This is a genomic window from Thalassobacter stenotrophicus, from assembly GCF_001458315.1.
In the GTDB taxonomy this organism is placed as follows: Bacteria; Pseudomonadota; Alphaproteobacteria; order Rhodobacterales; family Rhodobacteraceae; genus Thalassobacter; species Thalassobacter stenotrophicus.
In genome coordinates this window covers 11,623-34,319 of sequence record NZ_CYRX01000029.1, presented here as the reverse complement: position 1 = coordinate 34,319, position 22,697 = coordinate 11,623, and the positions used below count along the sequence as shown (strand labels likewise).

Below are 22,697 nucleotides of genomic sequence, written 5' to 3'. Positions count from 1 at the left end.
AATTTCGCACTTGCAGCATTAATAAATCAACCCACTAGGCAAAATCTGCGACGCTATACCCCTGAATGAACAACAAACCTGTCAAATCGCCATGATTAATGCGCACATCGCACTGGGCCTGAACCGATGGTTTGGCGTGCAAAGCCACCCCAAGACCTGCGCGACTCAGCATTCCTAAATCGTTTGCACCATCTCCTACAGCCAGCACATCCTCTTCAGAAATTCCCAAACGGGCAGTGATTTGCTGCAGCGCAGCAACTTTGGCTTCCTTACCCAAAATTGGCCGCCCCACATCGCCCGTCAATTTGTCACCATTTGCCAACAGCGTATTGGCCCGGTTTTCATCAAAGCCCAGCGCGGCCGCAACCTGCGCGGTGAATGCCGTGAAACCGCCCGACACCAATGCCGCATAGGCACCATTCGCCTTCATCGTTGCCACAAGGGCGGCACCGCCGGGCATATGGGTGATCCGCGTGGCAAGCACGTGATCGATCGTGGCAACGGGCAGGTCCTTTAACAGGCCGACACGCTCAATCAGGGCCCCCTCAAAGTCCAATTCACCATTCATCGCGCGCGCGGTGATATCAGCCACGCGAGGCCCCACACCCGCCTCAGCGGCCAATTCATCAATGCATTCTTGCTGGATCATGGTGCTGTCCATATCCGCCAACAGCATCTTTTTGCGCCGCCCCGCACTTGGCTGCACCACAAGGTCCACGCCGACCGATTGCAAGCTTTCCCACACATCCCAACGGTTGCCCGGCACCTCGTTCACCTCAAACTCAGCAGCGACATCAGGCATAAGCCATTGCACAGCCCCCCCGCCCCACGCGTTGCGGAGATTTTCCACCAAAGCAGGCTCTAGCACGGGGGTCGCGGGCGCGGTCAGCAGGGTTACACACTTCATGAAAGTTTCCGATCGTCGTCAGGGCGTGTCGCATTTGATCCAATGAGCGGCGCTTTAGCGCAGGATTGCCGCTTGTGCGAGTCGGTTTCCCCCGATAGGTGCAGTGGCGGGACACCTCGCCCCAACGCGAGGCAAATATCTGAAAGGGTATCCATCATGGGTATGATCGAACCGGGCATTAAGCCCGCTAATCCGCGTTTTTCTTCTGGCCCCTGCGCCAAACTCCCCAACTTTTCATTAGAGATGCTTGCCGACGCGCCACTGGGCCGCTCGCACCGCGCTGCCGTTGGCAAAGAAAAACTCAAAGCCGCGATTGAGACGACCCGTGAGGTCCTCGGCATTCCCGCTGATTATAAAATCGGCATCGTTCCCGCATCTGATACCGGCGCCTATGAGATGGCGATGTGGAACCTGCTGGGCGAACGCAAGGTTGAGATGCTCGCTTGGGAAAGCTTTGGCTCCGGCTGGGTGACCGACGCTGTCAAACAACTCAAGATCGACGCAGAAGTTAAGACCGCTGACTATGGTCAGATCGTCGATTTCGCCACGGTCGATTTTAACAATGACGTTTGTTTCACTTGGAACGGCACGACATCGGGTGTGCGCCTCCCGAGCGGAGATGTGATCCCCGCGGACCGCGCGGGGCTGACGCTGTGCGATGCCACCTCGGCCGCCTTCGCGATGGATTTGCCATGGGACAAGTTGGATGTGACCACCTTCTCTTGGCAAAAAGTGCTGGGCGGCGAAGGTGCGCATGGGATGCTGATCCTGAGCCCCCGCGCCGTAGAACGCCTTGAAAGCTACACGCCCCCGTGGCCCCTGCCCAAGATTTTCCGCCTCACCAAAGGTGGCAAGCTGATCGACGGTATCTTTACTGGCGCAACAATCAACACGCCCTCGATGCTGTGTGTTGAGGATTATCTCGTGGCACTGGATTGGGCCAAATCCAAGGGCGGCGCTGCTGGCATGATTGCACGCGCCGACGCTAATGCGCAGGCAGTGCATGACTTTGTAGCCGCGCACGATTGGATCGAAAACCTCGCCGAAGATCCAGCGACTTGGTCGAACACGTCCGTCTGCCTCAAGTTCGCGGATGCCCGTATCCAAAACGGTGCAACATTCGCCAAAGCCGTCGCTAAGCGGCTCGAAAAGGCGGGTGTCGCACTGGATGTTGGCGCCTATCGCGACGCGCCGGCTGGTCTGCGCATCTGGTGCGGCGGCACGGTTGAAACCTCAGATGTTGAGGCGTTGATGCCTTGGATCGAATGGGCGTTCGAAGCCGAGATCGCGGCACAAACCGTCGCCGCCTAATCCAATTCCGGCGCGCTGATTGCGCGCCTCACCCCTCTTTTTTCACTGACCCGTAGGGTGCGCATAGGCGCATCCACTCTCAGAAGGTACAATGATATGCCCAAAGTTCTCGTCTCCGACAAACTTTCCGAAACCGCCGTTCAGATTTTCCGCGATCGCGGCATTGATGTGGATTTCGAACCCAATCTTGGCAAAGACAAAGACCGTCTGGCCGAGGTGATCGGCCAATACGATGGCCTCGCCATCCGTTCAGCCACCAAAGTGACCGAGAAAATCCTCGCCTCTGCCGACAACCTCAAGGTGGTGGGTCGCGCTGGTATCGGCACCGACAACGTGGACAAAGCGGCCGCATCGAAAAAGGGTGTGATCGTTATGAACACGCCTTTTGGCAACATGATCACCACCGCCGAACACGCCATCGCCATGATGTTCGCCGTTGCCCGCCAAATCCCAGAAGCCAGCGCATCCACGCATGCGGGCAAATGGGAAAAATCCAAGTTTATGGGCGTTGAATTGACCGGCAAAACGCTCGGCGTGATTGGCGCAGGCAACATTGGTGGCATCGTGTGCGATCGCGCCCGTGGCTTGAAAATGAAGGTGGTCGCCTATGACCCCTTCCTTTCGGAAGAGCGTGCCGACAAAATGGGCGTTGAAAAGGTTGAGCTGGATGCCCTGCTTGCCCGCGCTGACTTCATCACGCTGCACGTGCCATTCACCGATGCAACCGCCAACATCCTCAGCGCCGAAAACATCGCCAAAACGAAAAAAGGCGTGCGTATCATCAACTGTGCCCGCGGCGGTCTGGTGGATGAGGACGCATTGGCCGAGGCCCTGAAATCCGGCCACGTCGCAGGTGCTGCATTTGACGTATTCAAGGTTGAGCCCGCCACCGACAGCCCCCTGTTCAACCTGCCCAACGTGGTTTGCACCCCACACCTTGGGGCTGCAACCACAGAGGCACAGGAAAACGTGGCCCTGCAAGTGGCCGAGCAAATGTCCAACTACCTCCTCACGGGGGCCGTGGAAAACGCGCTCAACATGCCATCGGTCACAGCTGAGGAAGCCAAAGTCATGGGCCCTTGGGTCAAAGTGGCCGAGCATTTGGGATCATTCGTGGGTCAAATGACCGATGAGCCGATCCAATCGATCGAAATCATCTACAACGGCACCGTGTCCGCAATGAACCTAGAGGCGCTGAACTGTTCAGCCGTCGCAGGCATCATGAAGGCCACAAACCCTGATGTGAACATGGTCTCGGCACCGGTGATCGCCAAAGAGCGCGGCATCCAAATCTCGACCACGAGCCAAGACAAATCCGGCGCATTTGATGGCTACATCAAACTGGTGGTCAAAACCGCAGAGCGTGAGCGTTCCATCGCAGGCACCGTATTCTCGGACGGCAAGCCGCGTTTCATCCAGATCAAAGGCATCAACATCGACGCCGAGGTGGGCGCGCACATGCTCTATACCACCAACACCGACGTTCCCGGCATCATCGGGACACTGGGTCAAACGATGGGCGAAAACGACGTGAACATCGCGAACTTTACGCTGGGCCGGTCGGCTGCGGGTGCAAATGCGATTGCGCTTTTGTACCTTGATGGTTCCCCCCCTGCCGCCGTCCTTGAAAAGCTGCGCGCCACGGGTCTGTTCCAGTCGGTTGCACCGTTGCATTTCAACGTGGCCTAATACTCAATTAAAAAACATCATAGCGGGCCGCGTCTTAGCGGCCCGTTAATCCGCGTCACGCCCCCCAAACATCTTTGCGAAGCCTGCAGTCTAGCCTCAAGCGCAACACCGTCACGTTACGCTGGACGCGATGTTTCGGGCCACCTATCCATTGACAAGTCACACTTCAATTCACGTGGCAGCAGGGGGATTAACTGCTCATTTGCCGCCCGGTAATCGAAGCAATGCGGAGGATAGAATGCAAGAAATCGTAATATTATCAGGCGCACGAACCGCCATCGGGACGTTTGGTGGCGCGCTGGCGGGAACCTCAGCTATCGACCTGGGCACCGTTGCGGCCAAAGCCGCGCTGGACCGCGCGGGCGTTGCAGGCACGGCCATCGGCACCACCGTTTTCGGCCATGTCATCAACACAGAACCCCGCGACATGTACCTATCCCGGGTCGCTGCAATGCAGGCGAGCGTGCCGGAAACCGTTCCCGCGATGAACATCAACAGACTGTGCGGCTCGGGCGTGCAAGCGATTGTATCGGGAGTTCAGGCCCTGCAATTGGGCGATGCCGAATTTGCGCTGGTTGGCGGAGCCGAGAATATGAGCCGCGCGCCCTATACCGTTCCCTCCCTTCGGTTTGGCCAGAAAATGGGCGACACTGGGGCCACTGACATGATGCTCGGCGCGCTGACCTGCCCATTCGGAACCGGGCACATGGGTGTCACTGCGGAAAACGTCGCGCGTGAACATAGCATCACCCGCACCGAGCAGGATGCCTTTGCGCTAGAAAGCCAAAACCGCGCAGCCGCCGCTATCGATGCGGGCTACTTTGACAGCCAGATCGTGCCGGTTGAGGTCCGCGTCAAACGAGATACGGTCGAATTTGCGCGCGATGAACACCCCAAAGCGACCACCATGGAAAAACTTGGTGGCCTTCGCGCGGTGTTTCAAAAGGACGGGACCGTGACTGCGGGCAACGCTAGCGGGATCAATGATGGGGCAGCCGCGCTTGTGCTTGCCACCGCAAAGGCCGCCGCGAAAGGTGGGCACCAGCCGATGGCCCGCGTGCTGGGATATGCCCACGCTGGGGTCCGCCCCGACGTGATGGGCATTGGTCCGATCCCAGCCGTTGAGGCATTGTGCGCACGAACCGGCCTTACGATTGCTGACTTCGATGTGATTGAAAGCAATGAAGCTTTTGCCGCCCAAGCACTGGCGGTCAACAAAGGTCTCGGGCTCGACCCCGCGCGTGTTAACCCCAACGGCGGCGCGATCGCGTTGGGTCATCCCGTTGGCGCAACGGGTGCGATTATCACCGTAAAGGCGCTGTATGAGTTGATCCGCACTGGCGGGAAGCGTGCCCTGATCACCATGTGTATCGGCGGCGGTCAGGGCATCGCTTTGGCGATTGAACGCCTGTAACGCTAAACTGTTGCGCGCTTAGTAGCCGAGCGCGCAACCGTCCTTGCGGGGATCAGAGGCCCCTTCAAGATAACCGCTTTCATCAATGCGGATCGCTTGCGCGCCGCCAATCGGTCCATGCGGAATTTCGACATTGTGGCCCATGCTTTGCAGCTCAGCGCGGACAGCATCGCTATAGCCCCGCTCAACCTTTAGCACACCCGTGTCCGAGAAACACCGCGGCCCATCGATGGCTGATTGAGCATCCATTCCGAAGTCCGTCAGGTTGGAAACAAACCGCGCGTGCCCATTTGCCTGATACGCGCCGCCCATCACACCAAAGGGCATGATAACTTTGCCGTTCTGCTTGAGCATGGCCGGAATAATAGTGTGCATAGGGCGTTTGCCCGGACCATATTCGTTGGGATGCCCGCTTTGCAGAGTGAAGCCAGCACCGCGGTTTTGGAACAAAATACCATATTTATCAGATGCCAAACCACTGCCGAAGCTGTGGAAAACCGAGTAAATCAACGACACAGCCATGCCGTCTTTGTCGACGACTGTGATGTAGATGGTGTCTTTGTGCACGGCTTCGGTCCGTGTGTGGACCTCTTGCGCGGCACGCTTGGGGTCGATCAACGCGGCCAAACCCGAAGCAGTTTCGGGGGCCAGCATATGCACCAAAGCAGTCGTATGGTCAGGATCCGCGATGAACCGATCACGGGCATCATAGGCAAGCTTCGCGGCCTCGGCTTCAATATGGGCGCGTTTGGTGCCGAATGGATCAAGGCTCGCGATATCAAAATGCGACAGGATCGCGTTCATCAAAATCGCCGTCGCGCCCATGCCGTTGGGCGGATGCTCGACCAGCTCTAGCCCGTTGTGCATACCGCTTACGGGCGCCGTGTAATCCGCAGATGTTGCCGCAAAATCGTTCAAGGTATGCTGACCACCCAAGGCTCGCAGGCTATTCACCATGTCTTCGGCGACCGGGCCTTCGTAGAATCCGGCGCGGCCATTTTTGGCGATAGCCTCTAGTGCGTTTGCCTGATCGGGCAGGGCAAAGCTTGTGCCCATTTTGGGCGCTTTGCCCCATGGCAGAAACAGTTCGCGGGCGCGACCCTGCGGCGTTTCCTCCGCTTCGGCCCAATCAAAAGCGACCCGAGGTGCGACAGGAACCCCATCGCGGAAATATGGAATAACCGGCCCAAGGGTATCGGCGATGCCTAGCTTGCCGTGATCAGAGGACAGTTTACAAAACGCATCAACTGCGCCGGGCACCGTGACCGCATCGGCGGAATAAAGCGGCACGGCTGTCAGACCCCGGTCGCGCAGCGATTGAGCAGACGCACCTGCCGGTGCCTTGCCCGAGCCGTTTAGTGCGACAACATCTTCAGACCCCGCTGGTTTGAGCAGCACAAAGCAGTCACCGCCCAACCCGGTCATCTGTGGCTCACAGAGCCCAAGCAAAACAGCGCCCGCAATTGCGGCATCAACCGCATTGCCGCCCCGCATCAGGGTTTCGATTGCCACCCGGCTCGCTAATGGGTGCGAAGTCGCACACATGCCCCGCGAAGCGAGCACTGGGGACCGGCCAGGAAGTTGTAAGTCGCGCATTTTGTTCTCCGCTCAGTGTGAAGCGTGACTTTAGCGCGAGAATTTCAGAAGCCAAGATGGGGATTGCAGCGAGCCAAGTGAGCGGAACAGGCTTTGGTCACTTTCGAGGTCGCACCCTAAAACCCCACACAGAACGTGAACCTGTTTTCGTCATCAATTCGTTCGTAATTAATGCTGTCGGCCAACGTATGAATCATGAACCAGCCAAACCCGCCCTCGGGCATGTCTTGGCTGTCTTTGGTCAAGCTGGGCAGGGACGCACCGATCAAGGCATCGGCGGGGACAGGTGGACCTTGATCTACGGTTCGGATGTAGACCGCATTTTTGTCGGCCCGCTTGTGCGCATGAACCGTGAGGTGAATATTGCCCTTCCCCGACGCGCAATACCCATGCTCTACGATATTATTAAGCAGTTCAGCCAATACAATTAAAATGTCGTCTTTGGGCTCAGGCTCAACCGCATTACGCTCCAGCTCAACCTGTAGCTTTTTCAGATGATCCGACACATGAGCGAACGTGCCCGGAAATGCACAGTCGATCAGAGTTTGAGGTGACATGAGCCTCTCCCAAAGCTTATGCGGCGCTTTGCTCGGAGCCGAAGGCGGTTTTGGCATCTGAGTGAAGGACGAAAATACTATCCATCCGCGTTAGCTTGAGCACCTTTTGCACGGCATCCTGTAACCCCGCGAGCTCAAGTTTCTGTCCACTCGGCAGCATCTTCATCACGGCAACAAGTGCCCCAAGGCCCGAACTGTCAAGGAATGCGACCTTTTCCAGATCAACAACCACACGGCCCTTATGGCCGACCAAAAGCTTGCGAAACGCATCCTTGAACTGCACAGCAATCGCCGCATCAATGCGCTCATCCTCAACCGTTACGCAAAGCGCATCGGGCTTTATCTGGGTCGTCAACTGCATCACGGCTTCCCTTCAAACTCTCACACATTTCGAAAACCGTACGCCACAATTATTACCAATCCGTTTCCATCGATCAAAACACTCGACCCTACGAAAACACATGAGTATCTGTAGCTGCACATTTTGTGGCACTTACATCCCAAAGGACGATCATGGCCGACTACGCAATGTTGCATCAAACGACCGCTGCGCTAACGGCAGGCGAGGATGATTTAGTCGCTCTGATGGCGACCGTCGCCTGTGAGGTGCATCACGCCGACGACAGATTTGATTGGACCGGATTTTACCGCGTTGTCGCCCCTGAACTGCTAAAAATTGGACCCTACCAGGGCGGGCATGGCTGCCTTGTGATCCCCTTTTCGCGTGGCGTATGCGGGGCCGCCGCACGCACCGAGACGACGCAATTGGTACCGGACGTGGAAGCCTTTCCGGGCCATATTGCTTGCGCCAGCTCCACCCGATCCGAGTTGGTCCTGCCGGTACATGATAACGCAGGCAAGCTGATCGCGGTTTTTGACATCGACAGCAATCAGCCAGACGCATTTACCACCCAGGATGCGGCCGAGTTGGAACGCTTGCTCCGAGATGTTTTTACCCGCCCTTAACGCGAAGCGCGATCTTGCTCGCGCCTAAGTACTATCAACTCACGCTTAGACCTGCGCATATTTCGCGAAATACAATAGAAATCATGATTTTTCTTGATAGGTGCTCTATTTACTGTTAGCGGCCTCACCTATTCAGAAGGGAGCTATCATGGACCTGAATACACTTTCGCTCGACGAGCTAAAAAAGCTGAAACGCGATGTAGAAAAAGCCATCACTTCATTTGAGGAACGGCGCCTGCTTGAAGCACGCAAAAAGCTCGAAGATTACGCTAAGGAAATTGGCGTTGATTTGAACGAAGTTGCCGGCATGAAGAAAACAACGAAAAGCGTTAATCCACCAAAATATCGCCACCCCGAAGATTCAGCCCTCACATGGACCGGACGTGGACGTAAACCAAAGTGGATTGTTGAGGCTCTCGACGCTGGAAAAGACCTCGAATCCTTCGCCATTTAACGGCGTAATTGATTTAGTAAATCAAGCGAGACATATCCATCGGGCGTCGCTCCGATGCTCGCTTGATACCGCCTCACGGCAGACAACGTGTTGGGCCCAATTTTCCCATCCACACCGCCGGGATCAAAGCCCCTGCGCGCCAAAAGTTGCTGAACTTCCTTCCGCTCTACAAACCGCAGACCCCTGTCCCCACGGGGCCAAGACGCCTTAAAATCAGGCCGGCCTGCAATGCGGTCTGCTAGGTGGCCCACCGCAATTACATAGGCATCTGCGGGGTTATATCGCTCAATTACTTGGAAGTTTTGATAGATCGCAAAGGCCACGCCCTTTGCACCAGCGGGCACCAAAATCGAAACGCGATCACTATTGGGCAATTGTCCGCCGCGTGCAGGACGCACCCCCAATTGACGCCACGCATTCGCGGATTTGCGAATTCGGTCACCAGTTTGACCGTAATCAAATCCATTGGGCAATTCGACCTCTACACCCCAAGGCAGGTTTTTCTGCCATCCGAAGCGGGCCAAATAATTGGCAGTTGACGCAAGGGCATCGCTCGGATCATCCGACCAAATATCACGGCGGCCGTCCCCGGTAAAATCAACGGCATAAGCATTGTAGCTAGAGGGCATGAATTGCGTATGCCCCATAGCACCCGCCCAAGACCCAGTCATATTCTGCGGCGCAATATCCCCGTTTTGCAAAATAGTTAACGCGTTAACTAATTCACTTTCGAAAAAGCGCGCGCGGCGGCCATCAAATGCAAGGGTAGCCAATGCGGAAATAGTCGGCTCGGACCCGCGGAAGGTGCCATAGGCGCTTTCTAGCCCCCAGACCGCTACAACGGTCTCTTTGGGCACCCCGTATTGCGCCTCAATCCGGCCTAAAACACGGGCATGTTTGCGCAAAGCGGCCTTACCGTTGCGCACACGCGTCGCAGACACCGCACTGTCCAAATATTCCCAGAGCGTTTTGGTGAACTCGGCTTGGTTGCGATCCCGGCGGATCACGTCAGGCAAATACTGCGCCGCTTCAAATGCCTGATCCAATGTACGTTGCGAAATACCCTGCCCCCGCGCACGACGCTTGAACGCCCCCACCCAGCGGTCAAATCGCGCATTCGCAGCAACCTCAATTACCGGCGTTTGAAGCGTCGGGGCCGTCGGGCGTGGCACAGGGCTTAGCGTTGAGAGGGTAACCGTCGAAACCTGCACGCGTTGCGCAGGCCGCTCAGAGGTGTCCACAGCCAAAGGGCTGGCCTCTACGCCTCCACACAATAGAACAAATCCGATGACTGCTGCTGCGCCGCGCATGGTGTCTCCCATTTGACCGTTCGCACGCAGAGCGTAACGCGAATGGGGAAAATCACAAAGACAGTTCGCAGAGGATAAGCGGGTCTGTGCTACTTGGTGGATCGACGGCGCGTCGACTTTTTGACACGCTTACCTTTGTGCCGAACAGGCCCTTTTCCGCGCCGCTTGGTGAACTGTTTGGTCACCGCGCCATCGATCTCAAGCATTTCGAGGGTCAGCCCCCCCGTTACAGGCACGGCTGCGGCCAGTTTGACGGTCACGCGCAGCCCAATTCCAATTTGCAGGCCACTCTCGGTGCCCTCAAGCACCTGGGCATCGCGGTCATAGCGGAAATATTCACGCCCCAGACTGCGAACCGGGATCATCCCATCCGCCCCCGTCTCATCCAACCGTACAAACACGCCAAACGCCTGCACGCCACTGATGCGCCCCGTAAACTCCGCGCCGACATGGTTGCTCAGGAAGGCTGCGAGGTAACGGTCCGAGGTGTCCCGCTCGGCCACCATCGACCGCCGCTCGGTGTCAGAGATCAGCTTGGCCGTGTCATCCAGCGTTTCAGTATCCTGGACGCTCAGCCCGTCGTCGCCCCATTTGTGCGCCGCAACCAAACCGCGATGCACGATCAGATCAGCATAGCGCCGAATGGGCGACGTGAAATGCGCATATGCCTTCAGCGCGAGACCAAAGTGCCCAATGTGTTTGGGCGTGTAATAGGCCTGCGTCATGCTACGCAGCGTGGACATGTTGATCAGCTCGGCAAAGTCGCTCTCGGACGCGTCATTGAGCAATTTGTTCAACTGCCGGGTTTGCAGAACCTGCCCTTTGGCCAGCGAAAAGCCACTGGCCTGCGCGGTATCCCGCAGGGCCTCAAGTTTGTCGGCGTTTGGCTCTTCGTGGGCACGGTACAACAGCGCTTGGCCCCGGGTGCCCAGTTCTTCGGCGGCGGCGACATTGGCCAGCACCATGAATTCTTCAATCAGACGGTGCGCATCCAAGCGGTCCTTAAAGGCGACGGCTGTCACCTCCCCCTCGGGGCTCAGCTGGATGGTCCGCTCCGGCAGATCAAGCTCTAGCGGTTGCCGTGAGGCCCGCGCGGTCTTGAGCGCGTCATAGGCCGCATAAAGCGGACGCAAAACATCCTCAAGAAACGGCTCAGTACGGTCCGTGGGCGCGCCATCTATAGCGGCCTGAACCTCTTCGTAATGCAGCGACGCATGTGATTTCATAAGGCCCCGCGTGAACCGCTGACCAATCTTTTCGCCTGACGCATCAATCTGCATCCGCACCGCGATACAGGGCCGCTCAACCCCCTCGTGAAGCGAGCATAGGTCCCCCGAAAGCCGATCCGGCAGCATCGGCACCACACGGTCAGGGAAGTATGTTGAGTTGCCGCGCCGACGCGCCTCTCGGTCTAGTTTGGAGCCGGGGCGCACGTAATGCGCAACGTCCGCAATGGCGACCCAAATGATATGACCGCCAGGATTTTTCGGATCATCATCGGCATGCGCAAAACAGGCATCGTCGTGATCCCGCGCATCATGGGGATCAATCGTGATCAGCGGCAGCTCGCGCAGATCTTCGCGCTTGCCCAGATCGACGGGCGTTGCGGCGTCGGCTTCTTCCATGACCGCATCAGGAAAATGATCGGGAATACCATGTTGATGGATCGCAATCAGGCTAACGGCTTTGGCCGCACCCGGATCACCCAACCGCGCAACCACGCGGGCGCGGGGCATACCCATGCGTCCTTTGGGGCCGGTCTGTTCGGCCTCAACCAATTCTCCGTCCTGCGCGCCCTCGCGGGCACCGGCAGGCACGTGCCATTCGCGGTCTGCACCCTTGTCAATCGGCACGATGCGACCGGCCTCGGCCCCAGCGCGGTAAACTCCCAAAATCCGCTTGGGGTTGGTGCCAATGCGGCGGATCAACCGACCGATGTATTCGTGCGTTTCGTCCTGCACAGCCTGCAACCGCACAAGCGCCTGATCGCTTGGCCCCATTGCCGGGTCCGAGGCTTTTAGCTCCATCAGGATACGCGGGACATCGCCTTCACCCTTCCACTGCAAAGGCCGGGCAAACAGGTCACCGTCTGCGTCAGTCCCCGTAACCTCAACCACCGCAACAGGCGGCAGCGTATCAGGGTCCGTATAACTGCGAGATCGTTTTTGCAGATGCCCCTCAGCCTCCAACTCGCGCAAGACGCGTTTTAGATCAATCCGCGCGGCCCCCTTGATCCCAAAGGCCTTGGAGATGTCACGTTTAGAAGTGAGCGAGGGGTTATCGGCGATCCATTGTAGGATCTGCGGCTTGGTGGGTACCTGTGTCATAGGCATCCAGCTAGCACGCGGCCCGGTGTACGCCCAGCCCGAAAGCGGCGGGGCCGTCCTTATCGGCTACTCAGCGGGCGGGGTCGCAGCCTTGGTCAACGGAACTACAGTATCCGGCGCGCTTGGCTCGAACTCGAAACTCTCAAGCTGACCCGCGCGTTTGCCCGCGCGTTCCGCAGCGATATTGATCCCTTCAACATCGCGCCGGGCTTGGCCGAAATGTGTGTTCAGCTTGCCCACACGCTCAACCACCAATTCCACGTCGCGGTGCAAAGCCGAGATTTGTTTGCGGATTTCACCGGCCTGCGCCTGCATCCGCGCATCCTTGAGGATCGCGCGCATCGTGTTCAACGTCGCCATGCAGGTCGTGGGCGATACGATCCAAACCCGCGCGGCAAACCCATCGCGCACAACCTCAGGGAAATGCGCGTGCAATTCGGCGTAAACAGCCTCTGAGGGCAGGAACATCAACGCACCGTCCGCGGTTTCACCCTCTAGAATGTACCGCTCGGAGATCGCTTTGATGTGGGTGCGAATGGCAACGCGAAAGGCGCGCTCAGCCTCCGTTTTGGCCTGCGGCGTGTCCGCACGAACCAAGGCCTCATACGCCTCCAGCGGGAATTTACTATCAATCACGATAGGCCCCGGAGGGTTCGGCAAATGGATCAGGCAATCCGCACGCTTGCCGTTTGAAAGCGTTGCTTGCAGCGAATAGCTGTCTGCTGGCAGCGCCTTGGACACGATATCATTCAGTTGGATTTCACCAAACGCCCCGCGCGTTTGTTTGTTCGACAAGATATCTTGCAGCGACAGAACATCGCCCGATAGCTTTTCGATCTTGGCCTGCGCGCGGTCGATGGTTTCCAAACGTTCTTGCAACGCACCCAGCGAACGCGCCGTACGGTTTGAGGTCCCGTGCAGCGTCTCGCCCATGGATTTTTGCACGTCTTCCAACCGCCGTTCCATATTGGCAAGCATGGCGGATTGGGCCGTGGCCTGTGCCTCTGACACGGCTGCAAGCGCGCCAGTGATCTGCATCTGACCATCAGACAGAGCTTGGACACGGGTGCTGAAATAGGTCATCTGCCCGGCGATAGGCTCTAATGCGCGGGCGGTACGGGCAGCGGTTCGCAAAGATAGAAACACCAGCAGGATGACCAGCGCACCCGCCCCGATCAGCGCCAAGGTGACCGGATCATCCAACGCGATCTCAATGCTGCCCAGACGGATCATGTGCGCCCAAACAGCCGTTCGATGTCAGACAGTTTCAGCTCCACATAGGTGGGCCGCCCGTGGTTGCATTGGCCGGAATGGGGCGTGGCTTCCATCTCGCGCAGCAGCGCGTTCATTTCCTCTGCACGCATTTGACGGCCAGAACGGATTGACCCGTGACAGGCAATACGACTGAGCACAGCCTCAATTCGGGATTGCACCGTCAGGGTATCACCGGTGTCGTCCAACTCATCCAGAATGTCCCGCAACAGAGCCTCGGCGTTGATGGTGCCCAAAATGGCAGGGGTTTCGCGCACGGCAATCGCACCCGGGCCGAAGGGTTCCAGCACAAGGCCAAATCGCCCCAGATCAAGCTCCAACAGACGGTCCGCATCCGTCCCTAATTCAACGATATCCGGGATCAAAAGGGCCTGCGTCGGAACGCCATTTTCTGCCATCTGACGCTTTAGCTTTTCGTACACAAGCCGTTCATGGGCGGCATGCTGGTCCACGATGACCATGCCATTTTGCGTCTGGGAGATGATGTAGTTTTCATGCACCTGCGCGCGGGCTGCTCCCAAGGGGCCATAAGTCGCCTGAGGCGTTTCGGGGGCAGCGTCAATAACAGGCTCAAACCGCGCTGTTGGCTCGGCGAATGCAGGCGTTTCGATCTGATAGCTTTGGGGGCGGAGGCTCGGCGAACGCTCCATCTGATAAACCGGCGCGGTCGGGGCTTCGGGGCGCATGGCCCCAAGCGTGGCGTCGGCCACAGTGGTCGACGCACGGTGCCCCGCATTGGCCAAGGCATGCCGCAGCGCGCTGACGATCAAGCCGCGCACCATGCCCGGCTCCCGAAAGCGGACCTCCGACTTGGCAGGGTGCACGTTGACGTCCACCAATTCCGGCGGGCAGTCGATGAACAGCGCCGCAACCGGATGCCGATCCCGGCTCAAAAAATCATGATACGCGCCGCGCAACGCCCCAAGTAACAGCTTGTCCCGCACGGGACGCCCGTTCACGAACAAAAACTGCGCCACCGCCGCGCCGCGCGAATAGGTGGGGAGGGCCGCATAACCGGTCAGGCCAATGCCATCCCGCTCTGCATCAATGGGCAAAGCGTTTTCGGCGAAATCCTTGCCCAGCACAGTGGCAAGCCGCCCATGCAGCGCATCAAACAGATCACCGGTTTGCGGGTCCGCGCGAAAGGTAACCCGTGCCGCATCAGCGGACACATCGCGCAAAGTGAACCCAACGAAGGGTTCGGCCATAGCGAGGCGTTTGATGACATCCGATATCGCCTGCATCTCCGCCCGGTCGGTGCGCAAAAACTTGAGCCGCGCAGGCGTGGCATAGAACAAATCGCGCAGCTCCATCACGGTCCCGCTGCTGAGCGCGGCGGGCTTGCAGACGCCAAGCGCACCACCTGTGACGGTCAGGCTCGTCGCTTCCTCACCAGCCGTGCGGGACGTCAGCGTTAGCCGCCCAACAGCCCCAAGAGAGGCAAGCGCCTCACCTCGGAAACCGAAAGAGTGAATGTTCGTCAAATCTGAGCCGTCGATCTTGGACGTGGCGTGGCGTGAAACGGCCAAGGGCATCTGCATAGGCGCGATCCCGTGGCCATCATCCGTGACGCGGATCAGTGTTTTACCGCCATCCGCGATATCAACGGTGATGCGCCGCGCGCCAGCATCCAGCGCGTTTTCCACCAATTCCTTAACGGCAGAAGCGGGTCGTTCGATCACCTCGCCTGCGGCGATGCGGTTGACCGCGCTTTCATCAAGCTGACGGATCGTCGGAAGGGATATATTGCGGTCGGGCGCGTTCATACCGCTAGAAGTAGCATGTTCGCGCCCGATTCTGCCAGTGTGTTAGTTGAAGCCCTGCGGCTGCCCAACGATCACAAAATGCATGTCCTCAACCACCAAATGCTCAGCGGCAACGCGCTGAATGTCTTCTAGCGTGACGGCGTTTACCTGATCATTGCGGGTCTCGATGTAGTCCACACCCAACCCCTGCGCCTGCATCCCCGCAAGGATACCCGCGATCCGCCCATTGCCATCAAACCGCAGTGGATAGGCCCCGGTGAGATATGTCTGAGCGGCATCCAATTCCTCCGGGGTGACGCCGTTTTCGGCCATGTCATCCCAGATGGATTGGATCAAGTCGATGGCAGGCCCGACGTTTTCATTTGAGGTCGAAAACTGTCCCAGCCATTGGTTGCCATAATCGCGCGAAGCAAGGAACGAACTGATCCCATAGGTCAGCCCGCGCCGTTCACGCACGTTCACCATCAGGCGCGATTCAAACCCGCCGCCACCAAGGATGTGGTTCGCCACAAAGGCCGGGAAAAAGTCGGGATCGTCACGGTCCACCCCTGCGTGGCCGAACAGAACCACCGATTGGGGTGAGCGGTAGTCAACGATGGTCTGCCCACCCTCCAGCGCAAGCTCTGCCTCAACAGGCATCGGCGCGCCAGTCGCAGGCAAATCACCCAGCAACGTATCCAGCAAAGGCCCAAGCTCTGCCGCAGAAATATCGCCTGTCACGCCGATATAGACCCTGTCCCGGGCAAAAACAGCCTCATGCGCAGCGATCAGATCTGCACGCGTCAGAGCATTCACGCTTTCAACGGTGCCTTCTTGCGCAGTCGCATAGGGATGCCCCGGATAGCTTAGCGCGGCCAGCGTCGTGCCCGCGATGTCGTTTGGATCGGTTTCATTGCCCTCAATGATCGACACAATCTGCGTTTGGACGCGGTCGATGGCGTCTTGGTCAAAACGGGGGAACTTAATCGCGTCACGCAACAACGCGAGGCTTTCTTCACGGTTTTCCGTCAGGAACTGCGCCTCAATCTGGACGCTATCCCGGAAGGTATCAAAGCCGAAATTAGCAGCAACGGCTTCGGTCGCTTCGGTAAAGGCGCGGGCGTCACGGTCCCCGGCGCCCTCCTCTAGGAGGCCCATCATCATATAGGTCGCGCCACGCTTGCCTTCGGGATCAAGCGAGCTGCCGCCCTTGAAACGGATGTCCATCGCCACAAACGGGATCGAGGGTTCCTCCACCAGCCATGCGGTGATCCCACCGGGTGAGGTGACCTCTTGGATTTCAACGGCCGCACGTGCGCCGAAGGGCACGAGTACGGCGATGATCAGAGCGAAACGGAGCATCATTGCGTGGCCTCCTCGGCGGATGGGTTGGTCAGATAACCCGTGACAGATGTGTTCAGATCGAGCAGCGATTGGGCAGCAGCGAGGATTTGTTCTTCGGTCACCGCCTCAAGGATGGTTGGCCACATCTGCACGTCCTCTACGGTCAAGCCCGAGGTCAAAGCCGCGCCATAGCTGCGCGCACGCCCCTGCAAACTGTCCTGCCCATAAATCTCGGAGGCCCGCACCTGCGCCTTGAGCCGTTCCAGCTTGGCACTGTCGATCCCGGCCTCAATGAAGGTTTTGAGCGAACGCTCCATGTCAGCCTCGGCCTGCTCAAGCGTCCGGCCCGGAACGGGCACGACCAACATACCAAACGTCGTGTCGTCCAGCGACATGCCGCTATAAAACGCCTCTGTGTAAAGCGCGGATTTCTCAGTCTGCTCTAGCAGGTTTCCCATGTGCGAAGTCGCGGAATTGCCACCCAACAGCGCGGCCAAAAGGGTATAGGCCGCCGCATCCTGCTGCGCGCCCGCATCCCGTTCAGGCGCAAGCCACGTGCGGATCACATACGGGTTGGACACGCGATCATCGACCATTTCCATATGGCGAGCCGACAAATGCTCAGGCTCCGCTGGGCGTGCCCGAGGCGGTAGATTTTCGGATGGCGGCACGGGGCCATAATACTGCGTGGCCAGCGCGCGGACCTCATCGGGGTCAACGTCACCCGCCACCACAAGCACCGCATTGTTGGGCGCATAATGCAGCGCATAGAAATCAAGCGCGTCTTGGAGTGTCAGGGCGGCCACTTCATCGCGCCACCCAATGATCGGACGGCCATAGGGGTGGTTCAAAAACTGCGCCGCGCGGCGTTGTTCGCTGAACAATGCGCCCGGGTTGCTGTCGGTGCGTTGGGCACGCTCTTCGACCACAACATCGCGCTCGGTCAGCATGTCCTCATCGTCTAGCACCAGATTGCGCATGCGGTCCGATTCCATGCGCATCATCAGTTCCAAGCGGTCCGAGGCGACGCGCTGGAAATACGCGGTGTAATCATAGCTGGTAAACGCGTTGTCAGAGCCGCCGTTGGCGGCAACCACACGACTGAACTCACCCGGTTCCATCGTTTCGGTGCCCTTGAACATCAGATGTTCCAGAAAATGCGCGATACCGGATTTGCCGGACGTTTCATCCGCAGAGCCGACCTTGTACCACATCATATGGACGACGACGGGGGCGCGGTTGTCCTCAATCACGACCGCCTCCAACCCGTTATCAAGGGTAAAGGTCGTCACGCGATCAGCGGTTTGCGCCTGTGCGGCGGCAGAGAACGCGAAACATGCGAGGGTAGCGAGAGCAAAGCGGCGCATAGGGCCTCCGAAGGTCAGGGCTATTGCATAGGAGATGGGCACCCATGCCGCGAAGTCAACGGACAGCGCCTATTCCTGACGACCTCGTGAGGACGCGACTACTGCTCTAGCAGGGCAGGATTTGGGGGAGCGGCCGGTGTCCGAACACCTGCGTCACGCAAACGTTGCAGTTCGCGGTACTTGTCCAGCGACTGGGGCCGGTAGGATTTATAATAGACGTTAACGTTAAACAAACGCTCCAGCGTCAGGCCATCATTGGCCCGGCGAAACGCCTCATCCTCGGTGGCAAGGGTCGCGCGAATGTCGGACCCCACGCCATAGCGCGTTACAGTCGCGATCAGCCCACGGTCACCGCCAACGCCCGCATCCACGCGACCACCCAATGCGGCCACTGCGTCAGCTGCGGGGGTTGGATCGGTCCGATTGACGCCACCGGGCGTCGGTACGGGCAGTTCAGCAAACGTTTCGGGCTGTAGCAATGGGGTCGTCGGCAGGATCGAAAACTCATCCGGCGTTCTATCCGTGTTGCGCAGGTTCATCAGGTTAGGGGCCGCATCCCGGTCCCCACAGGCTGACAACGCCACAAGGGCGGCAAGGCTCATTAGGCTGACCCGAAGTTTTCCCATTGGTCCAAGACTTTCCTGCTGCTCGTGAATTCGTTTACCGCAAAGAACGGACGCCGTCACGCGGGCTTTTTCGTCTCATCGGCAAAGAACACCAAACCGAATGCCCCAGCAAAGATAAAGATATCAGCAATGTTGAAGGTAAACGGGTTTTGGATGCCGCAGCAGGACATGTTGAGAAAGTCCGCAACGGCGCCGTAAATCACCCGGTCCAGCGCATTGGCCAATGCCCCGCCCACAATCATCCCTGCCGACACCCGCGCGATGGGTCGCGGCAAACGACGCGCCCAGTGGACCAGCCAACCCGAGATGCCCAGCGCCAACGCGATCAAAACCCAGCGCGTCACATCACTGTCTTGGGCAAAAAGCCCAAAGTTCACGCCCCGGTTCCACCCCATGCGAAAATTCAACAGCGGCGGCACCACATCCAGCGCCAACCGCGTCTTGAGGTCCAGAATATGAACCACGGCAACCTTGGACATCTGGTCGATGGCAAAGGCCACGATGGCCCATATAAAGATCAATCGCATGTTTTGGACCTTAGTGCCGGAAGTGGCGCATGCCAGTGAACACCATCGCAAGACCGGCCTCATCGGCGGCAGCAATGACTTCATCGTCGCGCATAGAACCGCCCGGCTGGATCACACTGGTGGCACCGGCGGCAGCGGCCTCTAACAGACCATCGGCAAACGGGAAGAACGCATCCGAAGCCACAGCCGACCCAATGGTCAGGGGTTGTGGCAGCGAAAGTGCCTCGGCCATACGCTCGGCCTTTTTGGCCGCGATAAGCGCGCTGTCCACACGGCTCATCTGACCTGCGCCGACACCTACAGTGGCCTTGTCTTTAACGTATACGATAGCGTTGGATTTCACGTGTTTGGCAACTTTCCATGCGAACAGCAGGTCAGCCAATTCCGCATCAGAAGGCGCGCGTTTGGTCACAACCTTTAGGTCATCAAGCCCGATGTGGCCCGCATCCTTGTCCTGCACCAACATCCCGCCTGCAACCTGACGGTAGCTGCGCAGTGCAGTGCGCGGGTTGGGCAAGCCGTCCGTCGTCAACAGACGCAGATTTTTCTTTTTGCCCAAGATTTCGCGCGCATCGGCATCGGCACCGGGGGCAATAATCACTTCGGTAAAGATGCCGCCAATCAGTTCGGCCGTGGCACCGTCCAGCGGTTGGTTCAGTGCGATGATCCCACCAAAGGCTGAGGTCCGGTCGCAGTCAAACGCGCTGCTGTAGGCTTCGGCCAGTGTCGCACCGCGTGCCACGCCGCAAGGGTTTGCATGCTTAATGATTGCACAGGCAGGGCCATCGACGGGGTCAAACTCCGCGACCAACTCAAACGCCGCATCGGTGTCGTTGATGTTGTTGTAGCTGAGCTCTTTGCCCTGATGTTGCTCGGCGGTGGCGACGCCGGTGCGTGCAGAGCCGTCCACATAGAACGCAGCCTGTTGGTGCGGGTTTTCGCCATACCGCAGGCTTTGGGTCAACTCACCGGCGACGACGACGCGGCGGGGGGTTTCCTCACCGATGGCGCTGGCCATCCAGGTTGAGACCGCAGCGTCATAAGCACCCGTGCGGGCATAAGCGATCTGCGCGTGCCGCTGGCGGAATGCGAGGCTGGTTTGACCGTCTTGGGCGTCCAGCTCTGCCAAAAGGGCGCTGTAATCCTCGACATCGACGATCGTCGTGACAAAGCCGTGGTTTTTCGCAGCAGCACGGATCATGGCAGGGCCGCCAATGTCGATGTTCTCGATCATTTCACCGTAGTCCGCGCCACGGGCAAGGGCGGCCTCAAACGGATAAAGGTTCACGACCAGCAGGTCGATGGCCCCAATGTCATGCTCTGCCATGGCCGCCGTGTGCTCGGGGTTGTCGCGCAGCGCCAGAAGGCCGCCATGCACCTTGGGGTGCAGCGTCTTGACCCGGCCATCCATCATTTCGGGAAAGCCTGTCACATCCGCCACGTCCCGCACCGCGATACCTGCGTCCCGGATTGTCTTGGCCGATCCCCCAGTGGACAGCAACTCAACGCCCCGCGCGTGCAACGCGCGTGCAAGGTCCAGCAGCCCGGTCTTGTCGGAAACGGAGATAAGCGCGCGGCGCAGTGGCACGAGATTGGTCATAGGAGGTGTCCTCTTGGGTCTTTGGTCGGGCGGCCCCGGCGATGATACGCCCTAGGCTTAGGGCGACACATGCGCGTCCTGCGCCTTGGTCAGGGTCCAGTCAATGGTGGCGGCATACTTCACCAATCGGTCGGATAAAACGATCTGTTTTGTCGCGCGTGGCTTTAATCGCGCCGGGTCCAGATACACGGAGGGAGCAAGGCTGGCAAATCGGCCTTCACCGGGACGGAAAATCCAAACCTCGGAGTTGGGCAATTGAATCGAGACGGCGCGCCCGCCCAAATCCACCTCAGCCTCAGTATCCGGATGCAGATGGAACCGCAGGCTTAGCGCGATGCCTTCAAATCCGGTGGCATCCATGACCCGGTCAAACTGTGCTTTGTCCGCACGTGTCAGGGCGCGCAGGCTGTCCTCAGCAGTCAATGTGCGCCCATCCAAGCTTAGCGCGAGGCGGCGCAGGTGGGTCAACCCTTGGCCGCGCACATACCCATCATGGCTCATGATGAGGGTCGTCATTTTGCGGCTTTCGGACTTTTGGGCGATGACTTTGTGCGGGGCCTGAACCAGCGGTGCGATGGGCCCTTCTGCGCCAATCACCTCGGGCCCGATGCGGGCCGAGGAATATTGATCCAACCCCATTGTCGAATGGCTCGCCGTGGCCCGGCACGCCCGCGCCCAATCAGAGCCAAACGCAGAGCCCGTTCCGCAATTCACGATCACGCCGTGTCCGTCGGAGTTCAGCTCGAACGCAAGCGTACTGGCGTGGGCCACACCCGAAGCCTCACCCGTAGGTGGGGCAGCCGCATCCACAATGACGGTCGTGCGGCCATGGTGCAGCGTGTCGTATCCCATCGCCTGAACCTTGGCAGCGGGTGTGCGGATATCCGATAAGACCAACGCCTTGTCCAACTGTCCCGGCGCGCCGCCATTGCCACCATGAAACCGCGCCAACTGACCATCCACATGGCGCAATGCCCGCAAGGTGGGCGCGATCCGTTGCAGCGCGGCCTCGATCTCAAACACCGGCTCTTTGCCGCCTTCGCTTAGGGCAGACCGAACCCACCCCAGCAAGGTAAACACCTCAAGCAACTCATCCGGGTTGCGCGACGCAACGCCACCATCCGGCGTCACACTGGCGGCAACCGTGCGCGCCAACGCCTTGAGGGCGGCTTCACGGATGGGCTCATACCCCTCAAGCGTGAGACCCGCATAGATCAACCCCGTCAACGCCTCGATCCGAGGCAAACCCTGCGGACCACGCGGCCATTCACGGCGCAAAAACAGCGTTTGCCGGGAGAGGCTGTGAAACAGCAAAGCCTGCGATTTGGGCGGCATATGCATCAGCAGCATTGGCGCATGCGTGATCAACCGCACCAACCGCCGGCCCGTCACCGCAGGGGTCCAGCCCGGCCCCTTTCCGGTGCCAAACCGCGCGATCCAGTCCAGCGTCCATGCCTGCGCCGTCTCGCGCGCGGCGGTGTCACCAATGGCTGCAATATCCTCAAGCCACTCGAAACTGTGCAAGGCGTTGGCAAAGGCATCAGACGGCGGATCAACTGCCCAAACAGATGTGGATATGGGATGTTCAACCAGTGCGCCTGCAAACAGCAGGTTACCCGCCATGATCTGACGCCCCTTGGGATAGGACCCGATGGCCTGCGGCTGAGGATGACTAACAAAGGCGC

At 58.8% G+C, this 22,697-nt stretch carries 19 protein-coding genes; 5 read left to right on the top strand and 14 right to left on the bottom strand.

All coding sequences use genetic code 11. The features are described from left to right. Positions 1 to 34 precede the first annotated feature (34 nt). The gene (gene serB / locus THS5294_RS09775) at positions 35 to 907 is read right to left on the bottom strand and encodes a phosphoserine phosphatase SerB (protein ID WP_038007539.1); all 873 of its coding nucleotides are present in this window, start codon (positions 905 to 907) and stop codon (positions 35 to 37) included. Between the two features lie 156 nt (positions 908 to 1,063). On the opposite strand from serB, the gene THS5294_RS09770 reads away from it, so the two are divergent. The 3 genes from THS5294_RS09770 to THS5294_RS09760 all read left to right on the top strand — a co-directional run bounded on the left by THS5294_RS09770 (position 1,064) and on the right by THS5294_RS09760 (position 5,321). After that, the gene (locus THS5294_RS09770; RefSeq protein ID WP_058123621.1) at positions 1,064 to 2,218 is read left to right on the top strand and encodes a phosphoserine transaminase; all 1,155 of its coding nucleotides are present in this window, start codon (positions 1,064 to 1,066) and stop codon (positions 2,216 to 2,218) included. 96 nt (positions 2,219 to 2,314) lie between these two features. Beyond that, on the top strand, positions 2,315 to 3,907 hold the full coding sequence (serA, locus tag THS5294_RS09765; protein ID WP_058123620.1) for a phosphoglycerate dehydrogenase: 1,593 nt from the start codon (positions 2,315 to 2,317) through the stop codon (positions 3,905 to 3,907). Positions 3,908 to 4,145: 238 nt separating this feature from the next. Beyond that, entirely contained in the window at positions 4,146 to 5,321 is a 1,176-nt protein-coding gene (locus tag THS5294_RS09760; RefSeq protein ID WP_058123619.1) for an acetyl-CoA C-acyltransferase family protein, read from the top strand. 18 nt (positions 5,322 to 5,339) lie between these two features. Here THS5294_RS09760 and THS5294_RS09755 read toward each other — a convergent pair whose 3' ends face one another. The 3 genes from THS5294_RS09755 to THS5294_RS09745 form a co-directional block, all read right to left on the bottom strand. Next, positions 5,340 to 6,917 carry a gamma-glutamyltransferase family protein gene (locus tag THS5294_RS09755; RefSeq protein ID WP_058123618.1) on the bottom strand — a complete coding sequence of 526 codons (1,578 nt, stop codon included), beginning with the start codon at positions 6,915 to 6,917 and terminating at the stop codon, positions 5,340 to 5,342. A 116-nt stretch (positions 6,918 to 7,033) separates the two neighbouring features. Then, positions 7,034 to 7,474, bottom strand: coding sequence for an ATP-binding protein (locus THS5294_RS09750; RefSeq protein ID WP_058123617.1), 441 nt, complete (start codon positions 7,472 to 7,474; stop codon positions 7,034 to 7,036). 16 nt (positions 7,475 to 7,490) lie between these two features. Next, positions 7,491 to 7,835, bottom strand: a complete 345-nt coding sequence (locus THS5294_RS09745; RefSeq protein ID WP_058123616.1) for an STAS domain-containing protein — start codon at positions 7,833 to 7,835, stop codon at positions 7,491 to 7,493. A 149-nt stretch (positions 7,836 to 7,984) separates the two neighbouring features. On the opposite strand from THS5294_RS09745, the gene msrC reads away from it, so the two are divergent. Together msrC and THS5294_RS09735 are read left to right on the top strand one after the other, a co-directional pair. After that, on the top strand, positions 7,985 to 8,440 hold the full coding sequence (msrC, locus tag THS5294_RS09740) for a free L-methionine (R)-S-oxide reductase MsrC (RefSeq protein WP_503169816.1): 456 nt from the start codon (positions 7,985 to 7,987) through the stop codon (positions 8,438 to 8,440). Positions 8,441 to 8,588: 148 nt separating this feature from the next. Next, complete coding sequence (locus THS5294_RS09735) at positions 8,589 to 8,894, top strand: H-NS histone family protein (protein WP_038007528.1); 306 nt, start codon at positions 8,589 to 8,591, stop codon at positions 8,892 to 8,894. On the opposite strand, the gene THS5294_RS09730 is transcribed toward THS5294_RS09735, so the two are convergent. From THS5294_RS09730 to THS5294_RS09685, 10 genes are all read right to left on the bottom strand, one after another. After that, positions 8,891 to 10,204: a lytic murein transglycosylase gene (locus THS5294_RS09730; protein ID WP_058123614.1), complete on the bottom strand. Its 1,314-nt coding sequence runs from the start codon at positions 10,202 to 10,204 to the stop codon at positions 8,891 to 8,893. The two genes, THS5294_RS09735 and THS5294_RS09730, sit on opposite strands and share 4 nt — an antisense overlap. Positions 10,205 to 10,293: 89 nt before the next feature. Beyond that, positions 10,294 to 12,531 (bottom strand): ribonuclease R, encoded by a 2,238-nt coding sequence (gene rnr / locus THS5294_RS09725; protein ID WP_038007525.1) that lies wholly within the window; start codon positions 12,529 to 12,531, stop codon positions 10,294 to 10,296. Positions 12,532 to 12,597: 66 nt separating this feature from the next. Then, the gene (locus tag THS5294_RS09720) at positions 12,598 to 13,764 is read right to left on the bottom strand and encodes a DNA recombination protein RmuC (protein WP_058123613.1); all 1,167 of its coding nucleotides are present in this window, start codon (positions 13,762 to 13,764) and stop codon (positions 12,598 to 12,600) included. Beyond that, complete coding sequence (mutL, locus tag THS5294_RS09715) at positions 13,761 to 15,569, bottom strand: DNA mismatch repair endonuclease MutL (RefSeq protein ID WP_058123612.1); 1,809 nt, start codon at positions 15,567 to 15,569, stop codon at positions 13,761 to 13,763. Before mutL ends, THS5294_RS09720 begins: the two co-directional genes overlap by 4 nt. Before the next feature lie 42 nt (positions 15,570 to 15,611). Beyond that, complete coding sequence (locus THS5294_RS09710; protein ID WP_116904389.1) at positions 15,612 to 16,913, bottom strand: M16 family metallopeptidase; 1,302 nt, start codon at positions 16,911 to 16,913, stop codon at positions 15,612 to 15,614. After that, positions 16,910 to 18,259 carry a M16 family metallopeptidase gene (locus THS5294_RS09705; RefSeq protein WP_058123611.1) on the bottom strand — a complete coding sequence of 450 codons (1,350 nt, stop codon included), beginning with the start codon at positions 18,257 to 18,259 and terminating at the stop codon, positions 16,910 to 16,912. Before THS5294_RS09705 ends, THS5294_RS09710 begins: the two co-directional genes overlap by 4 nt. A gap of 98 nt (positions 18,260 to 18,357) precedes the next feature. After that, a complete protein-coding gene (locus THS5294_RS09700) occupies positions 18,358 to 18,885 on the bottom strand; it encodes a DUF3035 domain-containing protein (protein WP_058123610.1) in 528 nt (175 codons plus the stop codon). Between the two features lie 56 nt (positions 18,886 to 18,941). Next, on the bottom strand, positions 18,942 to 19,412 hold the full coding sequence (gene lspA / locus THS5294_RS09695; protein ID WP_058123609.1) for a signal peptidase II: 471 nt from the start codon (positions 19,410 to 19,412) through the stop codon (positions 18,942 to 18,944). A 10-nt stretch (positions 19,413 to 19,422) separates the two neighbouring features. Next, positions 19,423 to 21,012 (bottom strand): bifunctional phosphoribosylaminoimidazolecarboxamide formyltransferase/IMP cyclohydrolase, encoded by a 1,590-nt coding sequence (purH, locus tag THS5294_RS09690; protein WP_058123608.1) that lies wholly within the window; start codon positions 21,010 to 21,012, stop codon positions 19,423 to 19,425. Positions 21,013 to 21,069: 57 nt separating this feature from the next. Beyond that, positions 21,070 to 22,635, bottom strand: coding sequence for a heparinase II/III family protein (locus tag THS5294_RS09685; RefSeq protein ID WP_233486455.1), 1,566 nt, complete (start codon positions 22,633 to 22,635; stop codon positions 21,070 to 21,072). Positions 22,636 to 22,697 lie beyond the last annotated feature (62 nt).